Origin of the sequence: Thauera aminoaromatica, assembly GCF_000021765.1 — a bacterium.
GTDB classification, from domain to species: domain Bacteria; phylum Pseudomonadota; class Gammaproteobacteria; order Burkholderiales; family Rhodocyclaceae; genus Thauera; species Thauera aminoaromatica.
The window spans coordinates 972,043-994,329 of sequence record NC_011662.2 but is presented as its reverse complement, the minus strand read 5'-3'; the positions used below and the strand labels follow the sequence as shown (position 1 = coordinate 994,329).

22 protein-coding genes are annotated in these 22,287 nt (G+C 70.9%); 8 read left to right on the top strand and 14 right to left on the bottom strand.

The genetic code is table 11. The features are described 5' to 3' along the window. Nucleotides 1-33: 33 nt before the first annotated feature. The 3 genes from TMZ1T_RS04405 to hisG form a co-directional block, all read right to left on the bottom strand. A complete protein-coding gene (locus TMZ1T_RS04405; protein ID WP_004307355.1) occupies nucleotides 34-1,122 on the bottom strand; it encodes a polyamine ABC transporter substrate-binding protein in 1,089 nt (362 codons plus the stop codon). 71 nt (nucleotides 1,123-1,193) lie between these two features. Continuing rightward, nucleotides 1,194-2,501: a histidinol dehydrogenase gene (gene hisD / locus TMZ1T_RS04400; protein WP_012584699.1), complete on the bottom strand. Its 1,308-nt coding sequence runs from the start codon at nucleotides 2,499-2,501 to the stop codon at nucleotides 1,194-1,196. Between the two features lie 13 nt (nucleotides 2,502-2,514). Further along, entirely contained in the window at nucleotides 2,515-3,159 is a 645-nt protein-coding gene (hisG, locus tag TMZ1T_RS04395) for an ATP phosphoribosyltransferase (RefSeq protein WP_004307358.1), read from the bottom strand. Nucleotides 3,160-3,311: 152 nt separating this feature from the next. Between hisG and rnk the strand changes: the two genes are divergently transcribed. Beyond that, nucleotides 3,312-3,719 (top strand): nucleoside diphosphate kinase regulator, encoded by a 408-nt coding sequence (gene rnk, locus TMZ1T_RS04390; protein WP_004307360.1) that lies wholly within the window; start codon nucleotides 3,312-3,314, stop codon nucleotides 3,717-3,719. A 117-nt stretch (nucleotides 3,720-3,836) separates the two neighbouring features. Here rnk and murA read toward each other — a convergent pair whose 3' ends face one another. The 10 genes from murA to TMZ1T_RS04340 are packed head-to-tail and all read right to left on the bottom strand — an operon-like array spanning nucleotide 3,837 to nucleotide 10,974. Continuing rightward, nucleotides 3,837-5,087, bottom strand: coding sequence for a UDP-N-acetylglucosamine 1-carboxyvinyltransferase (murA, locus tag TMZ1T_RS04385; RefSeq protein WP_004307362.1), 1,251 nt, complete (start codon nucleotides 5,085-5,087; stop codon nucleotides 3,837-3,839). 7 nt (nucleotides 5,088-5,094) lie between these two features. Then, nucleotides 5,095-5,352, bottom strand: a complete 258-nt coding sequence (locus TMZ1T_RS04380; protein ID WP_004307364.1) for a BolA family protein — start codon at nucleotides 5,350-5,352, stop codon at nucleotides 5,095-5,097. Nucleotides 5,353-5,362: 10 nt separating this feature from the next. Continuing rightward, nucleotides 5,363-6,136 (bottom strand): ABC transporter permease, encoded by a 774-nt coding sequence (locus TMZ1T_RS04375; RefSeq protein WP_004307366.1) that lies wholly within the window; start codon nucleotides 6,134-6,136, stop codon nucleotides 5,363-5,365. Between the two features lie 34 nt (nucleotides 6,137-6,170). Next, on the bottom strand, nucleotides 6,171-7,067 hold the full coding sequence (locus TMZ1T_RS04370; protein WP_004307368.1) for an ABC transporter ATP-binding protein: 897 nt from the start codon (nucleotides 7,065-7,067) through the stop codon (nucleotides 6,171-6,173). Then, nucleotides 7,064-7,348: an STAS domain-containing protein gene (locus tag TMZ1T_RS04365; RefSeq protein WP_004307370.1), complete on the bottom strand. Its 285-nt coding sequence runs from the start codon at nucleotides 7,346-7,348 to the stop codon at nucleotides 7,064-7,066. Before TMZ1T_RS04365 ends, TMZ1T_RS04370 begins: the two co-directional genes overlap by 4 nt. Further along, nucleotides 7,345-8,007, bottom strand: coding sequence for an MlaC/ttg2D family ABC transporter substrate-binding protein (locus tag TMZ1T_RS04360; RefSeq protein ID WP_004307372.1), 663 nt, complete (start codon nucleotides 8,005-8,007; stop codon nucleotides 7,345-7,347). The genes TMZ1T_RS04365 and TMZ1T_RS04360 overlap by 4 nt, the downstream gene beginning before the upstream one ends. Nucleotides 8,008-8,016: 9 nt before the next feature. Next, nucleotides 8,017-8,868, bottom strand: a complete 852-nt coding sequence (locus TMZ1T_RS04355) for an MlaA family lipoprotein (protein ID WP_004307374.1) — start codon at nucleotides 8,866-8,868, stop codon at nucleotides 8,017-8,019. Nucleotides 8,869-8,897: 29 nt separating this feature from the next. Next, a complete protein-coding gene (gene mlaD / locus TMZ1T_RS04350) occupies nucleotides 8,898-9,365 on the bottom strand; it encodes an outer membrane lipid asymmetry maintenance protein MlaD (RefSeq protein WP_040828939.1) in 468 nt (155 codons plus the stop codon). A gap of 2 nt (nucleotides 9,366-9,367) precedes the next feature. Beyond that, the gene (gene mlaE / locus TMZ1T_RS04345; protein WP_012584697.1) at nucleotides 9,368-10,156 is read right to left on the bottom strand and encodes a lipid asymmetry maintenance ABC transporter permease subunit MlaE; all 789 of its coding nucleotides are present in this window, start codon (nucleotides 10,154-10,156) and stop codon (nucleotides 9,368-9,370) included. Further along, the gene (locus TMZ1T_RS04340; protein ID WP_012584696.1) at nucleotides 10,153-10,974 is read right to left on the bottom strand and encodes an ABC transporter ATP-binding protein; all 822 of its coding nucleotides are present in this window, start codon (nucleotides 10,972-10,974) and stop codon (nucleotides 10,153-10,155) included. The genes mlaE and TMZ1T_RS04340 overlap by 4 nt, the downstream gene beginning before the upstream one ends. A 467-nt stretch (nucleotides 10,975-11,441) precedes the next feature. Here TMZ1T_RS04340 and TMZ1T_RS04335 point away from each other — a divergent pair, with 467 nt between their 5' ends. The 7 genes from TMZ1T_RS04335 to TMZ1T_RS04305 all read left to right on the top strand — a co-directional run bounded on the left by TMZ1T_RS04335 (nucleotide 11,442) and on the right by TMZ1T_RS04305 (nucleotide 20,272). Then, nucleotides 11,442-13,049 (top strand): pilus (MSHA type) biogenesis protein MshL, encoded by a 1,608-nt coding sequence (locus TMZ1T_RS04335; RefSeq protein ID WP_041589615.1) that lies wholly within the window; start codon nucleotides 11,442-11,444, stop codon nucleotides 13,047-13,049. Beyond that, the gene (locus TMZ1T_RS04330; RefSeq protein WP_012584694.1) at nucleotides 13,046-14,761 is read left to right on the top strand and encodes a GspE/PulE family protein; all 1,716 of its coding nucleotides are present in this window, start codon (nucleotides 13,046-13,048) and stop codon (nucleotides 14,759-14,761) included. Before TMZ1T_RS04335 ends, TMZ1T_RS04330 begins: the two co-directional genes overlap by 4 nt. A 79-nt stretch (nucleotides 14,762-14,840) precedes the next feature. Next, complete coding sequence (locus TMZ1T_RS04325; protein ID WP_004307385.1) at nucleotides 14,841-16,043, top strand: type II secretion system F family protein; 1,203 nt, start codon at nucleotides 14,841-14,843, stop codon at nucleotides 16,041-16,043. Nucleotides 16,044-16,045: 2 nt separating this feature from the next. Further along, nucleotides 16,046-17,548 (top strand): hypothetical protein, encoded by a 1,503-nt coding sequence (locus TMZ1T_RS04320; protein WP_012584693.1) that lies wholly within the window; start codon nucleotides 16,046-16,048, stop codon nucleotides 17,546-17,548. Nucleotides 17,549-17,625: 77 nt separating this feature from the next. Continuing rightward, nucleotides 17,626-18,867 carry a hypothetical protein gene (locus TMZ1T_RS04315; protein WP_041589614.1) on the top strand — a complete coding sequence of 414 codons (1,242 nt, stop codon included), beginning with the start codon at nucleotides 17,626-17,628 and terminating at the stop codon, nucleotides 18,865-18,867. After that, nucleotides 18,855-19,565, top strand: a complete 711-nt coding sequence (locus tag TMZ1T_RS04310) for a type II secretion system protein (protein ID WP_004325900.1) — start codon at nucleotides 18,855-18,857, stop codon at nucleotides 19,563-19,565. The genes TMZ1T_RS04315 and TMZ1T_RS04310 overlap by 13 nt, the downstream gene beginning before the upstream one ends. 65 nt (nucleotides 19,566-19,630) lie before the next feature. Beyond that, nucleotides 19,631-20,272, top strand: a complete 642-nt coding sequence (locus TMZ1T_RS04305) for a prepilin-type N-terminal cleavage/methylation domain-containing protein (RefSeq protein WP_012584691.1) — start codon at nucleotides 19,631-19,633, stop codon at nucleotides 20,270-20,272. A 28-nt stretch (nucleotides 20,273-20,300) separates the two neighbouring features. Here TMZ1T_RS04305 and TMZ1T_RS04300 read toward each other — a convergent pair whose 3' ends face one another. After that, nucleotides 20,301-22,268 carry a monovalent cation:proton antiporter family protein gene (locus TMZ1T_RS04300; RefSeq protein ID WP_012584690.1) on the bottom strand — a complete coding sequence of 656 codons (1,968 nt, stop codon included), beginning with the start codon at nucleotides 22,266-22,268 and terminating at the stop codon, nucleotides 20,301-20,303. Nucleotides 22,269-22,287: the final 19 nt, after the last annotated feature.

Here is a 22,287-nt window from a genome sequence, read left to right as displayed (position 1 = left end):
TTCATCGCATCACCCGCTGCGCCCGCCCGCCGCTCAGCGCGCCGCCTTGAAGCGATTCAGCGCCTGGGTCAGCTCGCGCTGCACGTCCTTGCCGAGCACCGGCTTGGCGCGCAGCGTACGCTTGACCGCCTCCGGCACGTTGATCGCCGGGTCGTCGCGCAGCGTGGCGTCGGTGAGCGCGAGCGCCGCGGTGTTGGCGCTGATGTAGAAGGTCTCGTTGGAGATGCGCGCCACCGTGGCCGGGTCCATCATCGCGTCGATCCAGCGGTGGGCGTTATGCGGGTGCGGCGCGTCGCGCGGGATCGCCATCACGTCCACCGACATCATCGCGCCCACGGCCGGGATCAGGTACTGCAGCCTGACCTCGGAGCCGCCGATCTGCGCGCGCCGCGCGGCGATGCGGGCGTCGCCCGAGAACATCATCGCCACGCACAGGCTGCCCTTGGCCATCTGCTCGATGGGCGCGGTGTTGAAGCTGCGGATGTCCTTGCGCACCGGGCGGATGTGCTCGACCGCGGCGCGGATGTCGGCCGGGTCCATCTTCACCGGGTCGAGGCCGGCGTCGAGCATGGCCGCGGGGATCACGTCGCTGGCCTCGTCCATCAGCGCGATGCCGCAGCCCTTCAGGCGCGCGGTCAGCGCAGGGTCGAAGAGCAGGTCCCAGGCGTTGTCGGGCAGCTTGCCGTCGAGCGCCTTCATGACCTTGTCGACGTTGATCGCCACCCCGATGGTGAACCACATGTAGGGTACGAGGTAGCGGTTGCCGGGGTCGGCGACCGCCACCGCCTCGAGGATCAGCGGGTCGATATGGACGAGATTGGGCAGGCGCGACTTGTCGAGTGGCTGGAAGATGCCGGCCTGGATCTGCTTGCCGGCGTACTCCACGCTCGGGTACACAACGTCGTAGCCGCTGCCGCCGGTCAGCAGCTTGCCCTGCAGCGTGGCGTTGCTGTCGTAGAGGTCGTAGCGCACCTCGATCCCGCTCGCCTTCTCGAAGGCGGGGATGGTGTCGGCGGCGATGTAGTCGTTCCAGTTGTAGACGTTGAGGATGGGCTCCTCGGCCGCCACCGCCGCCCCGGCGGCCAGGGCCAGCACCGCCATCCAGCCGAACTTCAGCGTCATGCCCGCCTCCCCGCGATCGACAAGGGAACACCGCCTGCCCGCCCGGGTCGGGGGACCCGGGCGGGCAGGCGTCAAACCTTCAGCCGCATCTCCGCCGAGCGGGCGTGCGCCTGCAGACCCTCGCCATGGGCCAGGATGGAAGCCACCTTGCCCAGGTGCTGCGCGCCCGCCTGCGAGATGTGGACGATGCTGGTGCGCTTCTGGAAGTCGTAGGTGCCGAGCGGCGAGGAGAAACGCGCGCTGCGCATGGTCGGCAGCACGTGGTTGGGGCCGGCGCAGTAGTCGCCGAGCGCCTCCACCGCCCAGTGGCCGACGAAGATCGCGCCGGCGTGACGGATGTGGGCGATCCAGTCCTCGGCATCTTCCAGCGCCAGCTCGAGGTGCTCGGGCGCGATGCGGTTGGCGAGCGCGCAGGCCTGCTCCAGGCTGTCGACGTGGATCAGCGCGCCGCGGTTGGCAAGCGACCTGGCGATCGTGTCGCGGCGCGGCATGGTGGGCAGCAGGCGGTCGATCGCGTCGTGCACCGCGTCGATGAAGCCGGCGTCGGTACACAGCAGGATGGACTGCGCGAGCTCGTCGTGCTCGGCCTGGGCGAAGAGGTCCATTGCCACCCAGTCGGCGTGGCCGGAGCCATCGGAGATGATCAGCACTTCAGACGGGCCGGCGACCATGTCGATGCCGACGGTGCCGAACACGCGGCGCTTGGCCTCGGCCACGTAGGCATTGCCCGGGCCGACGATCTTGTCCACCTGCGGGATGGTCTGCGTGCCGTAGGCCAGCGCCGCCACCGCCTGCGCGCCGCCGATGGTGAACACGCGGTCGACGCCGGTGATCGCCGCCGCCGCCAGCACCAGCGGATTCTTCTCGCCACGCGGGGTGGGCACGACCATGATCAGTTCGCCGACACCGGCGACCTTGGCCGGGATCGCATTCATCAGCACCGAGCTCGGGTAGGAGGCGCGCCCGCCCGGCACGTAGAGGCCGACGCGGTCGAGCGGGGTGACCTTCTGGCCCAGGCGGGTGCCGTCGGCCTCGGTGAATTCCCAGGACTCGCCCTTCTGGCGCTCGTGATAGACGCGCACGCGGTCGGCGGCGATGGTGAGCGCCTCGCGCTGCTCGGGGCGCAGGCTGTCGAGCGCGAGCAGCAGCTCGCTCCTGGGCAGCTCGAGCGCGACCATGGATTGCACGTCGAGCCCGTCGAAGCGGCGGGTGTATTCGACCACCGCGGCGTCGCCGGTGGTGCGCACCGCCTGCAGGATCTCGGTGACCGCCGCGTCGATGCGGCCGTCGGCCTCGGCCTCGAAGGCGAGCAGGGCATCGAGGGTGGACAGGAATTCGGGTTCGCGCGCGGCCAGGCGGCGGATCGGGGTCTGGCTCATCGGTAGGGACTCCTCAGGACTGGATCGCGCCGGCGAAGGCGTCGAGCACCGGCTGCAGCAGTTCGCGCTTGAGCTTGAGCGAGGCCTGGTTGACGATCAGGCGCGAGCTGATCGGCATGATGTCCTCGACCTCTTCGAGGTTGTTGGCGCGCAGCGTGCCGCCGGTCGACACCAGGTCGACGATGGCGTCGGCGAGCCCGACCAGGGGTGCGAGCTCCATCGAACCGTAGAGCTTGATCAGGTCCACATGCATGCCCTTGCCGGCGAAGTGGGCCTTGGCCGCGTTCATGTACTTGGTGGCGACGCGGATGCGCCCGCCCGGGCGGGTCGCGGCGGCGTAGTCGAAGCCCTTCTGCACCGCCACGCACAGCCGGCACTTGGCGATCTCGAGGTCGAGCGGCTGGTAGAGACCCGCACCGCCGTGCTCGACGAGCACGTCCTTGCCGGCGATGCCGAGGTCGGCGGCGCCGTACTGGACGTAGGTGGGCGTATCGGTGGCGCGCACGATGACCAGGCGCACATCTGGCCGGTTGGTGCCGATGATCAGCTTGCGCGAGGACTCGGGGTTGTCAGTGGGCACGATGCCCGCTGCGGCGAGCAACGGCAGGGTCTCTTCGAAGATGCGGCCCTTGGACAGGGCGAGCGTGATGCTGGACACGTGAAAAGCCTTGATCGGGGGGACTCGTCATTGTAACCCGGCGCCGCTTCTGTTAACCTTCGACGCGACTGGCTGAACCGCACGCGGCGGTTCGGCCTTTTCTTTTGTTTCGCCGCAGCGTCGGCGCGCACCTCAGGCAGGAAACCCGCACCATGAAACCGTCGATCATCGTCTCCAGCAGCGACCTCGAGCGCCTCGAGGGTCTGCTCACCCTCCCCGCCTTCCGCAGCCGCAGCGACCTCGACGGCCTGCGCGCGGAACTCGAGCGTGCCGACGTGCGCGAGCCGCAGGACATGCCGGCCGACGTCATCACGATGAACAGCCGCGCGCGCTTCGTCGAGGAAGGTACCGGCCGCGAATACGAGCTGACCCTGGCCTACCCCAAGGACGCCAACGCCGAGGCGCACCGCGTGTCGATCTTCTCTCCCGCGGGCAGCGCCCTGCTCGGTCTTTCGGCCGGCCAGTCGATCGACTGGAAGTCGGCCGACGGCAAGGAAATCCGCCTGAAGGTGCTGGAAGTCACCTGGCAACCTGAAGCCAACGGACAGTTCGAACTGTAAGCGCTCCCGCAGCGTTCCGCGGCTGCCCTGCGGGAGCGACGCAAGTCGCAGTTCGGCGACGGCACGACGGCCGCGTGCACGCGAGCGCATGCCGCCGTCGCAGCTCTCAAACTCCTCTCAACCGAGCCGCCGCACCCTCGCCCCGAGCGCGGCGAGCTTCTCCTCCAGACGCTCGTAGCCGCGATCGAGGTGGTAGATGCGCTCGATCGTGGTGTCGCCCTCCGCCACCAGGCCGGCTACGACCAGGCTCGCCGACGCGCGCAGGTCGGTCGCCATCACGGTCGCGCCCTGCAGCCTGTCCACGCCCTGCACCACCGCGGTGTTGCCGTCGATGCGGATGTCGGCGCCGAGGCGCTGCAACTCGACCGCGTGCATGAAGCGGTTCTCGAAGATGGTCTCGCGGATCATCGCCACGCCCTTGGCGACCGCATTGAGCGCCATGAACTGCGCCTGCATGTCGGTCGGGAAGGCCGGATAAGGCGCGGTGCGCAGGCTCACGGCATTGAGCCGTGCCGGCGCGGTCAGGCGGATCGCGTCGCGCTCGGACACCACCTCGCAGCCGGCGTCCATGAGCTTGTCGATCACCGCGTCGAGGTAGCAGGACGAGGTGCCGGTCAGGCGCACCGAACCACCGGTGACCGCCGCCGCGCACAGGTAGGTACCGGTCTCGATGCGATCGGGCATGATGCGGTGGGTCGCGCCGTGGAGCCGCTCGACGCCGCGGATGCGGATCACGTCGCTGCCGGCGCCCGAGATCTGCGCACCCATCGCCACCAGGCAGTTGGCGAGATCGACCACCTCGGGCTCGCGCGCGGCGTTCTCGATCACGGTTTCGCCATCGGCCAGCGCCGCGGCCATCATCAGGTTCTCGGTACCGGTCACCGTCACCATGTCGGTGAACAGGCGCGCGCCCTTCAGGCGCGGCACGGTCGCATGCACGTAGCCGTGCTCGACGCCCACCGCCGCGCCCATGGCCTGCAGGCCCTTGATGTGCTGATCCACCGGACGCGCGCCGATTGCACAGCCGCCGGGCAGCGACACCCGCGCCTCGCCGCAGCGCGCGACCAGCGGGCCGAGCACCAGGATGGAGGCGCGCATGGTCTTGACCATCTCGTAAGGTGCGACCGGGTTGTCGAGCGCGGAGGCGTCGAGCATCACCACGTCGGCCTCGCGCTTGACGCGCACGCCCATCTGAGCGAGCAGCGCCAGCAGGGTATCGATGTCGTTGAGACGCGGAACGTTGGTGAAGGTGACCGGCTCCGCGGTCAGCAAGGCCGCGCACAGGATGGGCAGGGCGGCGTTCTTGGCGCCGGAAATGGCGATCTCGCCCGCCAGGCGGGCGCCGCCTTCGATCAGCAGTCTGTCCATGCGCGGCTCACATCCCGAGTTCGCCGCGGCCTTCTTCCCACTGCGCGGGCGTGAAGGTCTGCAGCTGCAGGGCGTGGATCTCGTTACCCATCAGGCGGCCCAGGGTGGCATACACCGCCTGGTGCTGGCGCACCTTCATCTTGCCCTCGAAGGCAGCGCTGACGACGATGCCGCGAAAATGCACACCATCCTCGCCCTCGATGACCACCAGCTCGCAGGGCAGGCCCTGCTCGATCAGGCGCTTGACTTCACTTGCTTCGAACATTTGGAATCCTTTACGAACGCAACTTGTAACCGCGCGCGAGCATCGCCAGGGTGAGCGCCGCGAGCAGGACGAAACACAGGCCCACGACGCCGAGCGAAAGCCAGGGCGAGGTGTCCGATTGACCGAAGAAACCGTAGCGGAACCCGTCGATCATGAAGAAGAACGGGTTGAAATGCGACACGTCCTGCCAGAACCGTGGCAGCGAGTGGATGGAGTAGAACACCCCCGACAGCATCGTCAGCGGCATGATGAGGAAGTTCTGGAAGGCGGCGAGCTGGTCGAACTTTTCCGCCCAGATCCCCGCGATCACCCCGAGCGAACCGAGGATCGCGCCGCCGAGCACGGCAAAGCCCAGCACCCACAGCGGATGCGCCATCGGCACCACGACGAAGGCGGCCGACACCGCGAGCACGCCCGCCCCCACCATCAAGCCCCGCAGGATCGAGGCGATCACGTAGGCGGCGTAGAACTCACGGTAGGACAAGGGCGGCAGCAGCACGAAGATGATGTTGCCGGTGATCTTGCTCTGGATCAGCGAGGACGAGCTGTTGGCGAAAGCGTTCTGCAGCACCGACATCATCACCAGGCCGGGCACCAGGAAGCTGGTGTAGGCGACCTCGCCGTAGACCGTGACGTGGCGGTCGAGCACATGGGAGAAGATGAGCAGGAACAGCAGCGCGTTGAGGACCGGCGCAGCGACGGTCTGGAAGCTGACCTTCCAGAAGCGCAGCACTTCCTTGTAGAGGAGGGTGCGGAAGCCGGCGAGCGGCGACTCGGCCGCCATCGGCTCGATGCGCGGGACGGCGTGGGGAGATTGTTCAGGCACGGTTCATCACCTCGACGAAGACGCGTTCGAGATCGGGCTCGCCGAGCCGCATCTCGACGAGGCCGGCTCCACCCTCGCGCAGACGGGCGAGCAAGGTCTCCACCTCGCCATAGCTGTCGAAGGCGAAGTCCACCCAGCCGCCCTCGCCGGCGCTGCCGCCCAGCTCGACGCCGCGCGCGGGGTGCTCCAGGCGCACGGACAGGCTGTGGGTGGCGAAGCGGCGCAGCAGGTTGGCGGTCGTGTCGAGCGCGACGATGCGCCCGGCCTTGAGCATCGCGATGCGTCCGCACAAGGCCTCGGCCTCTTCCAGATAATGCGTGGTGAGCACGATGGTGTGGCCGTCGCGGTTGAGCTTGCGGATGAACTGCCACAGGCCCTGGCGGAGCTCCACATCCACGCCCGCGGTGGGCTCGTCGAGCACGATCACCGGCGGCCGGTGGACCAGCGCCTGTGCCACCAGCACGCGCCGCTTCATGCCGCCCGAGAGCATGCGCATGTTGGCGCTCGCCTTGTGGGTCAGGTCGAGGCTGGCGAGGATCTCGTCGATCCAGTCGTCATTGCTGCGGATGCCGAAGTAGCCCGACTGGATGCGCAGCAGCTCGCGCACCGAGAAGAAGGGATCGAAGACGAGCTCCTGCGGCACCACGCCGAGGTTGCGGCGGGCGTTGCGATAGTCGGCGACGACGTCGTGCCCCATGATCGCGAGCGTCCCGCTGTCGGGCCGCACCAGACCGGAGAGTGCCGAGATCAGCGTGGTCTTGCCCGCACCGTTGGGGCCGAGCAGGCCGAAGAACTCGCCCTGGCCAACCTCGAGGTCGACCCCGCCGAGCGCCTTCAGGCTGCCGTAGTGCTTGCTTACACCCTGGATACGGATCGCCGGCGTGCTCATGCGGCGCGCTCCAGCGGCAGCAGGCCGTCGATATCGTAGAGCGCAGCCAGGCTGGTCAGCCCGGCAGGCGGGTTGCGCAGCATCAGCGCGTGGCCGGCCGCACGCGCGCAGCGCATCCAGTCGAGGATCAGCGCGAGCGCCGCGGAGTCCGCGGCGGAAACCGCCGCGAGATCGACCACCAGGTCGCCCGCGCGCGCGCGCCGCTGCCCCTCGGCGAGCAGCGCCGGCGCGCTCTGCATGGTCAGCGCGCCCGCGGGCGCGAACAGCGCGGGATCGCTCACGCGCCGCGCCCCGCGTCGCCCTGGCTCATGCCCTGCTGCTCGGCGAGCGCGCGGTTGCGCTCCTCGAGCGAGCGGATCAGGCCATCGATGCCACCGCGCGCAATCTCCTGTCCGAAGCTGCTGCGGTAGTTGGTGACCAGGCTGACGCCGGCGACGATCACGTCGAACACCTTCCAGCCCTGTTCGCCCTTCTCCAGCATGTAGTCGATGCCGATCGGTTGCGCACCGGCCTGCACCACCTCGGTGCGGACCTGCACCCTCGTGTCTGCAGGGGCGAAGCGCGAGGGACGGAACTCGATGCGCTGGTCGCGGTACTGCGTCAGCGCGTTTGAATAGGTACGCACCAGCAGGGTGCGGAAGGCATCGGTCAGCCTGGTCTGTTGCTCGGCGCTGGCCTGGCGCCAGTCGCGCCCGACCGCGAGCATGGTCATGCGGCGGAAGTCGAAGTGCGGCAGCACCTTGGCGTCGACCAGCGCGATCACGCGCTGGGTGTCGCCGGCCTGGATCGCCTTGTCGGCGCGCACGATCTCGAGCACTTCGGTGGTGACGTCGCGCACGAGCACATCGGGCGCCTTGTCGGCGCTGGCCGTCGCGGGCAGCGCGGCGCCGAGCAAGGCGCAAAGAAGGAAGGCGCGGAGGAAATCGAGGATCTTGTTCATGGTTCTCGCTTACTGGACGGATTGGCGGGCGACGCGGCGGCCGGCCGTGGCCGGGCTCGCACCGATGTCCGCGTGTTCGAGGTTCCCGACCGCAGAGGCCGCGGCCGTATCGACGTCGCCACCGGGCGGTGCGGCCGACTGTTCGTCGAAATCTTCGTACACGCGTTCCTGGCGGCCATCGCTGACCTTGTAACGGCGTTGTTCGAGATAGAAGTCGCGCACGAAGACATAGCGGTCGAGCGCCGCCTCCTCGAGCGTGCGGTCGGCACCGAGCAGCGTGGAGCGGAGGTGCACAACGCGCGTGCCCAGCACGGTGTTGCGCGTCGCCACGTGATCGATGCTGAAAGGCTCGTTGGCGATGAAGTCGGCGGGCAGCGCGACCGCATCCCGCACGGTCCGCGGACCGAAGAAGGGCAGCACGATGTAGGCGCCCTCGCCCACGCCCCAACGGCCGAGCGTCTGCCCGAGGTCCTCGTCGTGCTTGGGCAGGCCCGCCTCACCGGCGACGTCGAGCAGGCCGAGCAGGCCCCAGGTGGAATTGAGCGCGAAGCGCATCAAATCGCCCATGCCCTCGGCGACCTTGCCCTGCAGCAGGTTGTTGAGCGCGACCCAGGGATCGCCGAGGTTGCCTAGCACGTTGCCGACACCGGTACGCACCGGATGCGGCAGCACCGCCTCGTAGACCTGGGCTGCGGGCTTGATCACCACCTTGTCGACCTGTTCGTTGAAGCCGAACATCGCGCGGTTGTAGCCCTCGAGTGGATCATCGGGATTCGCGGTGGTCGCACAGCCGGTCGCGAGCGCGGCCGACAGCGCGGCCGCGACCAGGCCTGCACGGGAGGAGCGGAAGACGTTTCGCATTGCTGTTTTCTCCGGAGTTCCTTGCCGACCTACTGGGCGGGCGCGTCGGCGGCGCGGTCGAACATGAACTGGCCGATGAGTTTCTCCAGCACCACCGCGGACTGCGTGATCAGCACGCGGTCGCCACCCTTGAGCATCGCGGTGTCGGCACCGGCCTCCAGCCCCACGTACTGCTCGCCGAGCAGGCCGGAGGTGAGGATGGACGCGGTGGTGTCGGCGGGAAACGCATAGCGCTTGTCGATCTCGAGCTCGACCACCGCGCGGTAGATCGCGGGATCGAAGCGGATCACCGCGACCCGGCCCACGAGGACGCCGGAGCTCTTGACCGGCGCGCGCACCTTGAGCCCGCCGATGTTGTCGAAGGGGGCCTCGACGCGATAGGTCTCGGCGCCGTCGAGGCCGGAGAAATTGCCGACCTTCATGGCGAGGAACACCAGCGCGGCAAAGCCGATCGCCACGAAGAGGCCGACCCACAGGTCGAGCGCGGTACGACTCATCATCAACCCCTGAACATGAAGGAGGTAAGCACGAAATCCAGCGCCAGGATCGCCAGCGCGGAGGTCACCACGGTGCGGGTGATCGCGCGCGACACACCCTCGGCGGTCGGCTGGCAATCGTAGCCCTCGAACACCGCGATCAGCGACACCACGGTGCCGAACACCGCGGACTTGATCACGCCGTTGACGACGTCGTAGCGGAACTCGACCGCGGCCTGCATCTGCGACCAGAACGCGCCGTCATCGACGCCGATCACGACCACGGTGATCAGCCAGCCGCCGAACACGCCCATCGCCGAGAACAGCGCCGCCAGCAGCGGCATGGACAGCACGCCACCCCAGAAGCGCGGCGCGACCACGCGCGCGATCGGGTTGACCGCCATCATGTCCATCGCCTTCAACTGCTCGGTGGTCTTCATCAGGCCGATCTCGGCGGTGATCGCCGAGCCGGCGCGGCTGGCGAACAGCAGCGCGGCGATCACCGGACCGAGCTCGCGCAGCAGCGACAGCGCCACCATCACCCCCACCGCGTCGGCCGAGCCGTAGCGCTGCAGGATGTCGTAGCCCTGCAGCCCGAGCACGAGACCGACGAAGAGCCCCGAGACCATGATGATCAGCAGCGACAGCACGCCGCTGAAATAGAGCTCGCGGATGGTGAGATGGATGCGCCGCAGCGACTGCCCGGAGTTCAGCAGCACCGCGAACAGGAAGCGGGTGGCGAAGCCCAGGCGCCAGATGCCATCGATGGTCAGCGCACCGATGCGGCGCAGCGCGGAGGCGATCGCGCTCATGCGCCCTCCCCGCCGAGCAGGCGCTCGATCGGCTCGGCCGGATAGTGGAAGGGCACCGGCCCGTCGGCCTCGGCGTGGACGAACTGATGCACGAAGGGATCCCTCGAGGCGCGGATCTCGTCCGGCGTGCCCTGCGCCACGATGCGGCCGTCGGAGACGAAGTAGATGTAGTCCACGATCGCCAGCGACTCGTGCACGTCGTGGGTCACCATCACCGAGCTCGCGCCGAGCGCGTCGTTGAGCTTGCGGATGAGCTGGCCGATGATGCCGAGCGAGATCGGGTCGAGGCCGGCGAAGGGCTCGTCGTACAGGATCAGCATCGGGTCGAGCGCCACCGCGCGCGCCAGCGCCACCCGCCGCGCCATGCCGCCCGAGAGCTCGTTGGGATGCAGCTTCGCCGCGCCGCGCAGCCCCACCGCCTGCAGCTTCATCAGCACCAGGTCGCGCACCATGCCCGCGGGCAGGTCGGTGTGCTCGCGCAGCGGGAAGGCCACGTTGTCGAACACGCTCATGTCGGTGAACAGCGCGCCGAACTGGAACAGCATGCCCATGCGCCGACGCAGCGCGTAGAGCTCGCTGCCCGACAGCCGCGCCACGTCGCGCCCCTCCACCTCCACGGTGCCGCCGGTCGCGCGCAGTTGCCCGCCGATCAGGCGCAGCAGCGTGGTCTTGCCGCAGCCGCTGCCGCCCATGATGGCGACCACCTGGCCGCGATGCACGCTCAGGTCGATGCCGCGCAGCACCTCGCGCTCGCCATAGGCGAAGCGCACGTCGCGCAGCGAAACCAGCGGGGAGGGATGTGGGGCGGACACGGTCACGTCGATCGGCCGAATGTGAAAACTCTTGAATATATCAGAGATTTGCGCCCGCTGGCGGACTGATGCTGCAGCGCAGCAAGCAGGTCCGGGCCATTCCCCCGCAGGACACCTCCTCCGCTCCGGTGACGACCGCGGCACCCAGAAAATAATTCCATGCGCTTATTCACATTTTATTTCAATACGAATAGCATGTTCGCATGACATGCACATCGACCGACCTGCGCAGGCTGCTCGCGACCGCGGCGCTTCTGGCGACCGCTGCATGTGCGCCGCTCGGCCGCCCGCCCGCACTCGAGGGGCATCTCGACAAGCGCACCGCGATCGAGCGCACCGCGCCTGTCGGCACGGCGACAAGAAGCCTCGCGCCGCCGATCGCGGAGTCGCCTTCTTCCAGCCGAGGTGCTGCAGCGAGCGCGGCGACGGGCGCGCCTCCGCCCGCTCCGGCCCGCGGGCGAGCAGCTCCCGCGGTGCGCGGATACTCGATCGACGTTTTCGACATCCCGGCCGAGCAGCTGCTGCTCGCCATCGGCCGCGACGCCGGGCTGGAGCTCGACCTCCATGCCGGAATCACCGGAAACGTCAGCCTGCAGGCCCACGACCGCCCGCTCGGCGAGCTGCTGGAGCGCATCGCCCGCCAGGTCGACCTGCGCTATGAGCTGCGCGGCCGCCACCTGCGCGTGCGCCCCGACACCCCCTACATCCGCAGCTATGCGGTGGACTATGTGAACCTGAGCCGCGACATGCACGGCACCGTCGCCACCAGCACGCAGATCGCCACCTCGGGCAGCGCCGGCGGCGCCGGTCAGCGCGCGTCTTCGACAGGCGGCGCTGGCAACGCCTCGATCACCCAGATCGAGACGCGCTCGGCCAACGACTTCTGGAACACGCTCGAGCACAACCTCGCCGCCATCCTCGCCGGGCCGGGGCGCGCGCCCGACTGCGGGGGCGAGCGCCGCGGCGAGTCCCCCGCCGGCTGCCGCAACGCCGACCTGATGCTCAACCGCGAGAGCGGCATCGTCATGGCGCGCGCCACCCAGCGCCAGCACGAGCAGCTGGAGGCCTTCCTCGCGGGGGTGCAGCGCGCGGCGCGGCGCCAGGTGATGATCGAAGCCACGATCGTCGAGGTCACCCTCGCCGACGGCTACCGCCAGGGCATCGACTGGACCCGGCTCGGCGTGCCGAGCTGGAGCGTGCGCCCGCGCGGCAGCGGCGACGCCACATCCGGCCAGCCCACGCTGAGCTACCTGTCGGCCAACTCCGACATCCGTCTCGAACTGCTGGAGACCTTCGGCACCGTCAAGGTGCTCTCCAGCCCGCGCCTGTCGGTGCTCAACAACCAGACCGCGATGCTCAAGGTCGTCGAGGAGGTCGTCTACTTCCTCGTAGACAGCACCACCACCGAGTACGACGACCGCAAGCAGGCCCGCATCTCCGCGACCACCACGCCGCAATCGGTCTCGGTCGGCATGGTCATGTCGGTCACGCCACAGATCTCCGCCGACGGCGACATCACCCTCAACGTGCGGCCGACCATCTCGGGCATCTCCGGCTTCAAGGACGACCCCAACCCCTCGCTCGGCGACATCCCCAACCGCGTGCCGCAGATCCGCACACGCGAAATCGAGTCCATGCTGCGCCTGCGCAGCGGCGAGGTCGCCGTCCTCGGCGGGCTGATGGAGGACCGCATCGACCACGACACCGGCCGCATCCCGCTGTTCGGCGACCTGCCCGTGGTCGGCGAACTATTCACCCGCCGCGACAACAACGTGCGCCGCACCGAGCTGCTCATCTTCCTGCGCCCCCTGCTGATCGACGAGCCGGGCATGCGCGGCGGCTACGCCGAATACGCCGGCCACCTGCCCGACGACGACTTCCTCCTCGACTCGCCCTCGCCCGGCCAGCGCAACTTCCCCCACCTGCCGCTGCGCCCGCTGCTCGCCCCCGCAGGCGCGGTCTCCGCCGCCGAAGGCTTTTCGGAAGCGGCCTATCCCGACCCTGCCGATCCCCGCTCTCCTGCCGCCTCCTCCACGTCCGCCAGCGCCGCCAACGCGGATGCCGGCACGAGCCCGCCATGAACGCTCCGCTCCCCATCGGCCAGATCCTCATCGCCGCCGGCCTGATCGGCGAGGACCAGCTCCGCATCGCGCTCCACGAGCAACGCGGCCGCGCCCGGCCGCTCGGCCGCGTGCTGGTCGAACTCGGCTTCGTCAGCGAGGCCGCGCTGCGCGAGGCGCTCGCCGCACGCAGCGGCCTGCCCTGCGTCGACCTGGCCAGCGCGCTCGCCGACCCCGACGCGATCGCGCGCGTGCCGCAGGCGCTCGCAAGGCGCCACCGCCTGCTGCCGCTCCAGTACGACGCCGCCCGCCACCGCCTGATCGTCGCGATGGCCGACGCCCACGACATCGTCGCCCTCGACCGTCTGCGTGCCGAGCTCGGGCCGGACGTGCACGTCGAACTGCGCCTGGCCGGCGACAACGAACTCGGCCGCGCGATCGAACAGCACTACGGTCAGGCGAGCTCGATCGAGGACATGGTGCGCGAGCTCGAACGCCGCGCCGGACAGCCCATCGCTGGCGCGCGCGACCCGCAACTCGTCGTGCGCCTGGTCGACGCCCTGCTCGCCGAGGCCGCCGCGCGCGGCGCCTCCGACCTGCACCTGGAGCCCGAGGCCGGCTTCCTGCGCGTGCGCCACCGCATCGACGGCACGCTGCGCCAGGTGCGCGCGATGCACAAGTCGTGCTGGGCGGAGCTCGCCGTGCGCATCAAGGTGCTCGCCGGCATGGACATCGCCGAGTCGCGCAGCCCGCAGGACGGGCGCATCGGCCTTGCGCTCGGCGGCCGGCCGATCGACTTCCGCGTCGCCACCCAGCCCACCTTGCACGGCGAGAACATCGTGCTGCGCATCCTCGACCGCGACAAGGGCATCGTCCCGCTCGACGCGCTCGGCCTCGACCCCGCGCAACGCGCCGCCCTCGACCGCATCCTCGCCCGCCCCGAGGGCCTGATCCTGGTGGTCGGTCCCACCGGCAGCGGCAAGACCACGACGCTGTACTCCATGCTCGGCCACCTCAACACCGAGGCGGTCAACATCATGACTCTGGAAGATCCGGTCGAGTATCCGCTCGCGCTGATCCGCCAGACCCAGGTCGGCGACGCCTCACGGCTCGACTTCGCCGACGGCGTGCGCGCGCTGCTGCGCCAGGACCCCGACGTGATCCTGATCGGCGAGATCCGCGACGCCGACACCGCCACCATGGCCTTGCGCGCCGCACTCACCGGCCACCAGGTGTTCGCCACCCTGCACGCCAACTCGATCTTCGGCGCTCTGCCGCGCCTGCACGAGATCGGCATCGGCGCCGAACTGCTCGCCGGCAACCTGTGCGGCATCCTCGCCCAGCGCCTGGTGCGCCGGCTGTGCCCCACCTGCCGCGAGCCGGTGCCGGACGACGCCCCCGAGCGTCACCTGCCCGGCCTCGCCGCCGATGCCCCGCCAGCGCCGAGCTGGCGCGCGCGCGGCTGCCCCGAATGCGACTTCCGCGGCTATCGCGGCCGTCTCGCGATCATGGAGATCCTGCCCTTCGACGCCGAGCTCGACGAGCTCGTCGCACGCCGCGCCAGCCCGGGCGAGCTGCGTGCAGCCGCACGCACGCGCGGCCATCGCAGTCTGGCCGAGGACGGACTGCGCCGGGTGCTCGACGGCAACACCAGCCTCGCCGAGCTCGCCCGCGTGGTCGACCTCTCCGCGCTCGCGGCTACGGCGAAGACCGCGCACGGAGGTGAGGCATGAGCGTGCCCCTGCGGCCGCCCGAAGGGCAGCGCGCTCGTCCGCCGCGGAGGATGTCGTGCAGCGACGGGAGGAAGGCCCCATGAGCACCTGGCGCTACCGCGCGCTCGCTGCCGACGGCCGCCGCGTGCGCGGCGAGCTCGATGCGGCCGACCTCGGCGAACTCGAGCGCCTGCTCGAAGCGCGCGCCCTGCTGCTGATCGACGCCCAACCACGCGGCGTGCGCGGCCTGCTGCCGCGCCGGCGCATCGCGCGCCGCGAGCTGATTCCCTTCTGCTACCACCTCGAGCAACTCCTCGCCGCCGGCGTGCCGCCCTTCGAGAGCCTGGCCTTGCTGCGCGACGCCGGCGCCGAGCCGCGGCTGCAGCAGGTGATCGGCGCACTGATCGCGGACGTCGAGCGCGGCCTGCCGCTGTCGGGCGCCGCCGCTCGCCAGCCCGAGGCCTTCTCCGCGGTCGCGGTGAGCCTGCTGCGCGCGGGCGAACAGGCCGGCCGCCTGCCCGAGGCGATCCGCGACATCGGCGCCGCGCTCGCGCAGGAAGAAGAACTCGCCAGCCACGCGCGCCGCATCGCGATCTATCCCGCCATCGTCGCCACGGTGCTGCTGGCCGCGGTGGTGGTCGCCCTCATCCACGTGGTGCCCGAACTGGAGCGTCTGCTGCGCGGCACCGGCCAGCGCCTGCCGCTGCAGACGCGCATTCTGGTGGGACTGTCCGCGGCGGTGCGCGACTGGGGCTGGGCCATGCTGCTCGTCACGCTCGCCGGCGCGGCGAGCAGCGCCCACGCGCTCGCCCGCTCCGAAGCGCTGCGCACCCGCGTGCACGCCCTGCTGTTGCAACTGCCGCTGGTCGGCGGGATCCTGCGAAAGCTCGCCCTCGCGCGCTTCGCCGCGCTCTTCGCCACCCTCTACGGCGCCGGCATCAACGTCATCGACGCGCTCCACACCAGCACCGGCGCCACCGCCAACCTCGCCCTGCGCGCCGGACTGCGCGAGGCCACGGGCGCGATCGAGCAGGGCCGCCCGATCTCGGTCGCCTTCGAGGCGACCCGGGTCTTCCCGCCCCTCGTCATCCGCATGCTGCGCCTGGGCGAACACACCGGCGCGCTCGACGACGCGCTCGCCAAGGTCGCCAGCCTCTACCGCCGCGACGTCGCCGAGGGCATCGCCCGCCTGCAGGCCGCGGCCGAACCCGCACTCACCATCCTCATGGGCGGCCTGCTGCTGTGGATCGCGAGCGCGGTCCTGGGGCCGATCTACGAGCTCATCACCCGCCTGCCGGTCTGACCATGCGTCGCGAACCCCTGCTCCTCGCCGTGGCTCCGTCCGGCCTCCTCGCATGCATCGGGAATGACGACGGCATCACCCTCCTCGCTGCCTTCACCTGCGGCGAGGAGGCCGCCTTCGCAAGCTGGCTCGCCCGCCGCCCGCCGGACGAGCCCTGCCGGATGTTGGTCGACCTGCCCGACGAGGCCTACCAGATCGAGGACCTGCCGCGCGTGCGCGGCAGCGACCGTCGCGCCCTGTTCGCGCGCCGACTCGCTCACTGGTTCCCCGAGCCGCGCTTCGCACGCGCCACGCCGCTCGGCGCCCTGCCCGACGGACGCCAGGGCGCCGAGCGGGTGCTTTTCGCCGGGATGGAGCGCAGCACCGAACTCCTGCCCTGGCTGGATCGCCTCGCGGCCGACGGACGCCGCCCCCAAATCCTCGTCCCCGCCAGCGCCCTCCTGCCACGCCTGCCCCTGCCAGGAGCACGCCAGCGCCGCCACGGCAAGGCGCCGCCACGGCCGCGCCTGCTCGCCACCCACGGGCGCGCGGGCCTGCGCATTTCGCTGCTGGCCGGCGAACACACCCTGTTCTCCCGCCTCGTGCGCGGCCACGCCGACTCCCTCGCCGATCCGCAAGCGCTGGCGACGGAGCTCGAGCGCACCCGCGACTACCTGGCCGCCCAGCACCGCATCGCCAGCGATGCGCCACTCGATCGCATCGTCGCGGACCTTCCGGCTCAGACCGGGACGGAGCACGCCACACTGCCTCCGATCGGCGTCGCCGCCGCCGACACGCTCGCGGGCTGCGGACTCCCGAACAGCTACGACGCCCATTTGCTGCTCGCCCTGCGCCACGCCCCCACGACGATCGGCTGGCCGCTCGCGGCCGGCGCACGGCGCTGGCCCAGGCTGCCCGAAAGGCGCGTGCTCGGCGCGCTCGCGCTCGTCGCCTCGACGATCCTGGGAGCCCTCGTCTGGATGGAGCACCAGGCGCAGGTCGAGGCCGCAGCCCTGGCCGCGACCGAGCGCGCCCGTGCGGCGCGTGCCGCCGCGCTTGCGGCCGAGGAGGCGGAACTCGCCGCACGCGAGGCCGAACGCGCCGCACTCGCCGCCCTCGATGCAGCGCCGCCGCCCCTTCCGACCCCAGCGCCGGCCCCCGCCGAGCCTGCACCGGCAGCCTGTCCGCCTGCCTCCAGCCCGCCGCCCGGGCCCATCGCCAGGCGCATCGACGGCGTCCTGCGTCGCCCGGATGGCGAGATCCTGCTCTGGGTGGAGGGAACCTGGCAGTCCGCGCGCGCACTCGGCCTGCACCCGATCGCAGGCGACGCCGCGGTGGTAGTGGCGGCCGGCCGGCGCACGCAGCTACGCAGCGGAGAGCTCGTGCCGACCGCCGTCGCGACGGTCACGGCCGGGCCTGGGCAGGCCTACCCCGAGCGCGACGATGCGGCACCCGCAGATCGAGCAGCGGGCCCCGCCGACAGCGCTGCAAGGCCCGGTGTCGACATGCGCGGAGCGCGGCCATGATCCGGAGGGCCCGCCTGCCCTGCCGGGAGCGGCGCCGCCAGCGGGATCCGCACTCCGCTCGCGTGCCCGCGCGGGTGATGCGTCCCCGGCGACCCGGCGCGATCCGCGGTCAGGCCCTGATCGCCGCCCTGCTGGTGCTCACCCTGCTCGCGGCGGGCGGCCTGCTCGCCGGCGGCGAACTGCGCGCCCGCGCCCACGCGCTCGCCCACGCGCGCAGCGTCGAGGTGCTCGCCACCGCACGCGCCGCGCTGATCGGCTACGCGATCAGCTACGCCGAGACCCACCCCGGAGAGGGCTACGGTTTCCTGCCCTGTCCGGATGCCGGCAACACCGGCTCCACCCCGATCGGTGCCTGCGGTGCGCGCGGCACCGCCGCGATCGGGCGCCTGCCCTGGCGCACCCTCGGCCTGCCCGAGCTGCGCGACGGCTGGGGCGAATGCCTGTGGTACGCGGTCGCCGGCAGCGTCAAGCACAACCCCAAGCCGGCGGCGTTGAACTGGGACAGCCCGGGCCAGTTCGGCCTGCTCGATCCCGCCGGGCGCAGCCTTCAGGCAGCGTCCGGCGACGGCATGGCGGTGGCGATCGTGTTCAGCCCCGGGCCGCCACGCAGCAGCCAGATCCGTCCGCCCACCCGGGGCACGAGCTGCACAGGCAGCGACTCGGCCGCAGCCGACCTTTCGCACTACCTCGACCCCGGCCATGCGCGCGCAGGCAGCGGGGTGATCGAGATCACCCTCCACCCGGCCACCCTCGACGACGAGGCGCCCAACGACCTCGCCACCTGGATCGGAATCGACGACGTCTTCGACGCACTGCGTCGGCGCCGCGACCACGCCAGCCATCTCGATGCGCTCCTCGCCCGCAGCGCGAACGCGCTTGCCGGCCGGCTTGCGGCGAGCCGCACCGAATGGCTCGCACGCCACGCCCGCCCGCTCGGCACGCTCGCGGTGGGTGTGCTGCCCACGGCGGAGACCTTGGGCATCGCCGCCGCACAACGTCCGCTCATCGACGACTGGCACGAGCAGATCCGCTTCGCCGCCTGCCCCGACGGCAGCGACTGCATCGGCGTGACGCGGCCCGCGGCACCCGGCGAGCGCTGCCGGGCGGTGCTGGCATTCGGGGGCGAGCGCATCCGCAGCGGCCCCGAGCGCCAACTGCGAACCACCGCTGCCGAGCGCGCCGATCCGGCGGCCTGGTTCGAGGGCCGGAACGTCGCCGCGCTACGCCTGGGCAATCCCGAGTTCGAGGGTGCCGCGCACTTCCGCGTCACCGCGCCCGATCGCCCCGCCAGCGAGGACGTTGTCCGATGCCTGCCCTGACCCCGCCTCCCGCTCGCATGCACAAGCCCGCGCATTCGAGCGCTCCCGCGCGCGGCTTCACGCTGGTCGAGCTCGCCATGGTGCTGGTGATCCTCGCCCTGCTTGGCGGCAGCCTGCTGGTCCCGGTGGCGAGCCGGCTGGAAGCGCGCGACCGCAACGCCACGCTCGAGCGTCTGCACGACATCCAGCTCGCGCTTACCGGCTTCGCCATCATCCACGGCCGCCTGCCCTGCCCGAGCACCGAAACCGATCCCGCCAGCCCTGGCTACGGGCTCGAGGACGGCCCGCCCTGCAACCTCGCGCGCGAGGGCGTGCTGCCCTGGCGCAGCCTGGCGATGCCGGCGACCGACGCCTGGGGCCGCGACCGCCACTCCGCCGCCGACGACTGGACGGGGTACTGGCGCTACCGCGTCGACCCCGCCTTCAGCGTGGCGCCGATCGGCGCCGCCACCACACCCGGCGCACGCCTGCAGATCCGCGATCACGACGGCCGGCGCATCACCACGACCGACTCGCAGGCGGTCGCGATCGTGTGGTCGACCGGCGCCAACCTGCACGCCGACGGCGACAACACCAGCCACGCCAGCGCCACCCCGAGCTACCAGGCCGGCGAACCGGGCGCCGATTTCGACGATCTGCTCGCCTGGCTCGGGCGCCCGCTGCTGATCGCCCGTCTCGCCCAGGCCGGGCGGCTGTGATCCCGGCCGCGCATCCGCACAAAGCCCTTTCCATCACCACTGCCACATCACCCGGGAGACAAACCATGCAAAAGAAACCGCAAACCGGATTCACCCTCGTCGAGATCGCGATCGTGCTGCTCGTCGTCGGCCTGCTGCTCGGCGGGGTCATGAAGGGGCAGGCGCTGATCGACAGTGCCCGTGTCAAGAACCTCGCCCAGGACCTGCGCAGCGTGCCGGCGATGGTCCATGCCTATCAGGACCGCTTCCGCGCCCTCCCCGGCGACGACCCCGCCGCCGTCCGCCATCTCTGCTCCGGCGGCAGCGGCTGCACCGTGGCCGGCAACGGCAACGGCGTGATCGACGGCACCTGGGATGCGGGCGCCGACACCGAGTCCGTCCGCCTCTGGCAGCACCTGCGCCTGGCCGGCATCGCCACCGGCAGCACCGACACCGCCGACGCCGGCTTCCTGCCGCGCAACGCACTCGGTGGCCGGCTCGGCGTGCAGCGCGGTGGCAGCGTGCTCGGCCTGCCGGGCAGCCTGGTGGTGTGCTCGGACAACGTGCCCGGCAAGCTGGTCACACAGATCGACATCGCGCTCGACGACGGCGACCCCGCGGCCGGCTCGCTGCGTGCCGGCACACCCGGCGACACCGGGCTGGTGGCGATCTCCGCGGCCAACCGGCTGCTCGAAGCGAACGCGCACACGGTGTGTTCGAATCTGTGAGGCGTGAGGCGTGCGGAGCGCGGGCGGCTCAGCCACCCAGCAGGCGCTCCTCGGCTGCTTCCAGGCCGCCGGGGACGCCGAGCAGCACGATCACGTCACCGCTCTGGATGCGTGTCTCGGCACCCGGCGAGAGCGCGCGGATGCCGCGCCGACGCACTGCCGACACCGCCACGCCGAACTCCTCCAGCCCGAGTTCGCCGATGCTGCGCCCGACTCCCGCCGCGCCCTCCGGGACGATCACCGAGCGCAGGCGCGCCTCCGCGCCGGCGCCCGCATCGCCCGCATCGCTGCTGCCCTGGAAGAAGCCGCGCATCAGCGCATAGCGCTGGCTGCGGATCTCGCGGATGCGCCGCACCACGCGACTGAGCGGCACCCCGGTGAGCGCGAGCGCGTGCGAGGCGAGCATGATGCTGGCCTCGAAGGCCTCGGGCACCACCTCGGCCGCCCCCGCCTGGGCAAGCTTCTCCAGGTCGGCCTCGTCGCCGGCGCGCACCACCACCGGCAGGCCGGGACGCAGCGCGTGGGCGTGATGGATCACCCGCAGCGCCGCCTCCAGCGCGTCGAAGGACACCACCAGCGCGCTCGCGCGCTGGATGCCGGCGGCGACCAGGGTCTCGCGCCGCGCGGCGTCGCCGTACACCACGGTGTCCCCGGCCGCGCCCGCCTCGCGCACGCGCTCCGGGTCGAGGTCGAGCGCGACGTAGGCGACGTTCTCCTGTTCGAGGAAGCGCGCCAGGTACTGGCCGCTGCGTCCGTAGCCGCACACGATGATGTGGCGCTCGGTGTTGAGCGACTGCGCCGCCACCCGGGTGAGCTCCATCGAGCGCAGCAACCATTCCGAGGCGACGAAGCGCATGACCAGGCGGTCGCTCACCTGCACGATCAGCGGCGCGACCAGCATCGACAGCACCAGCGCGGCCACCGCGGCCTGGGCGAGGCCGTAGGGCATCAGCCCGAGGTCGAGGATCTGCGACAGCAGGACGAAACCGAACTCGCCGCCCGCGCACAACCACAGCCCGGAGCGCATCGCCGTGCCCGCCGGCGAACCGAACACGCGCGAGGCCGCGAACACCAGCCCGAACTTGAGCACCAGCAGCGCGCCGAGCAGGCCGAGCACTGCCGGCAGGTTGCGCACGATCTCGGCGACGTCGAGCAACATGCCGACGGTGACGAAGAAGAGCCCGAGCAGCACGTCGCGGAAGGGCTTGATGTCCTCTTCCACCTGGTAGCGGTACTCGGTCTCCGAGATCAGCATGCCGGCAAGGAAGGCGCCGAGCGCGAGCGACAGCCCGACCCGCTCGGACAGCCAGGCCAGCCCGAGCGTGATCAGCAGCACGTTGAGCATGAAGAGCTCGCCCGAGCGCCGCCGCGCCATCACGGTGAACCACCAGCGCATCAGGCGCTGGCCGAAGACCAGCACCAGCGAGAGCAGGAAGACCACCTTGAAGGCCGCCAGGCCGAGGGTGAACATCATCTCCTCGGCCGGGCGCGACAGCGCCGGCAGCAGGATCAGCAGCGGCACCACCGCGATGTCCTGGAACAGCAGCACGCCGATCACCTCGCGGCCATGACGGCTGTCGAGCTCCATGCGGTCGGCGAGCAGCTTGGAGAGGATCGCGGTGGACGACATCGCCAGCGTGCCGCCGAGCGCGAAGCTGGTGATCCAGCCCAGCCCGCCGAGGCGACCGAGCAGGGTGGCGAGCGCGATCGTCGTCAGCACCTGGGCGAGTCCGAGCCCGAACACGATGCGCTTCATCGCCATCAGGCGCCCGAGCGAGAACTCCAGCCCGATCGAGAACATCAGGAACACCACGCCGAACTCGGCGAGGTGGCGCGCGCCGGCGGACTCCTGCATCAGGTCGAGCGCATGCGGCCCGCCGAGCGCGCCGACGAGCAGGTAGGCGAGCACCGGCGGCAGGTTCATGCTGCGGAAGAGGGCCACCATCACCACGGCGGCGGCCAGCAGCAGGACCACGAATTCGAGGGTATTCAGCATGGAAGCCCGGCCGCGTGTG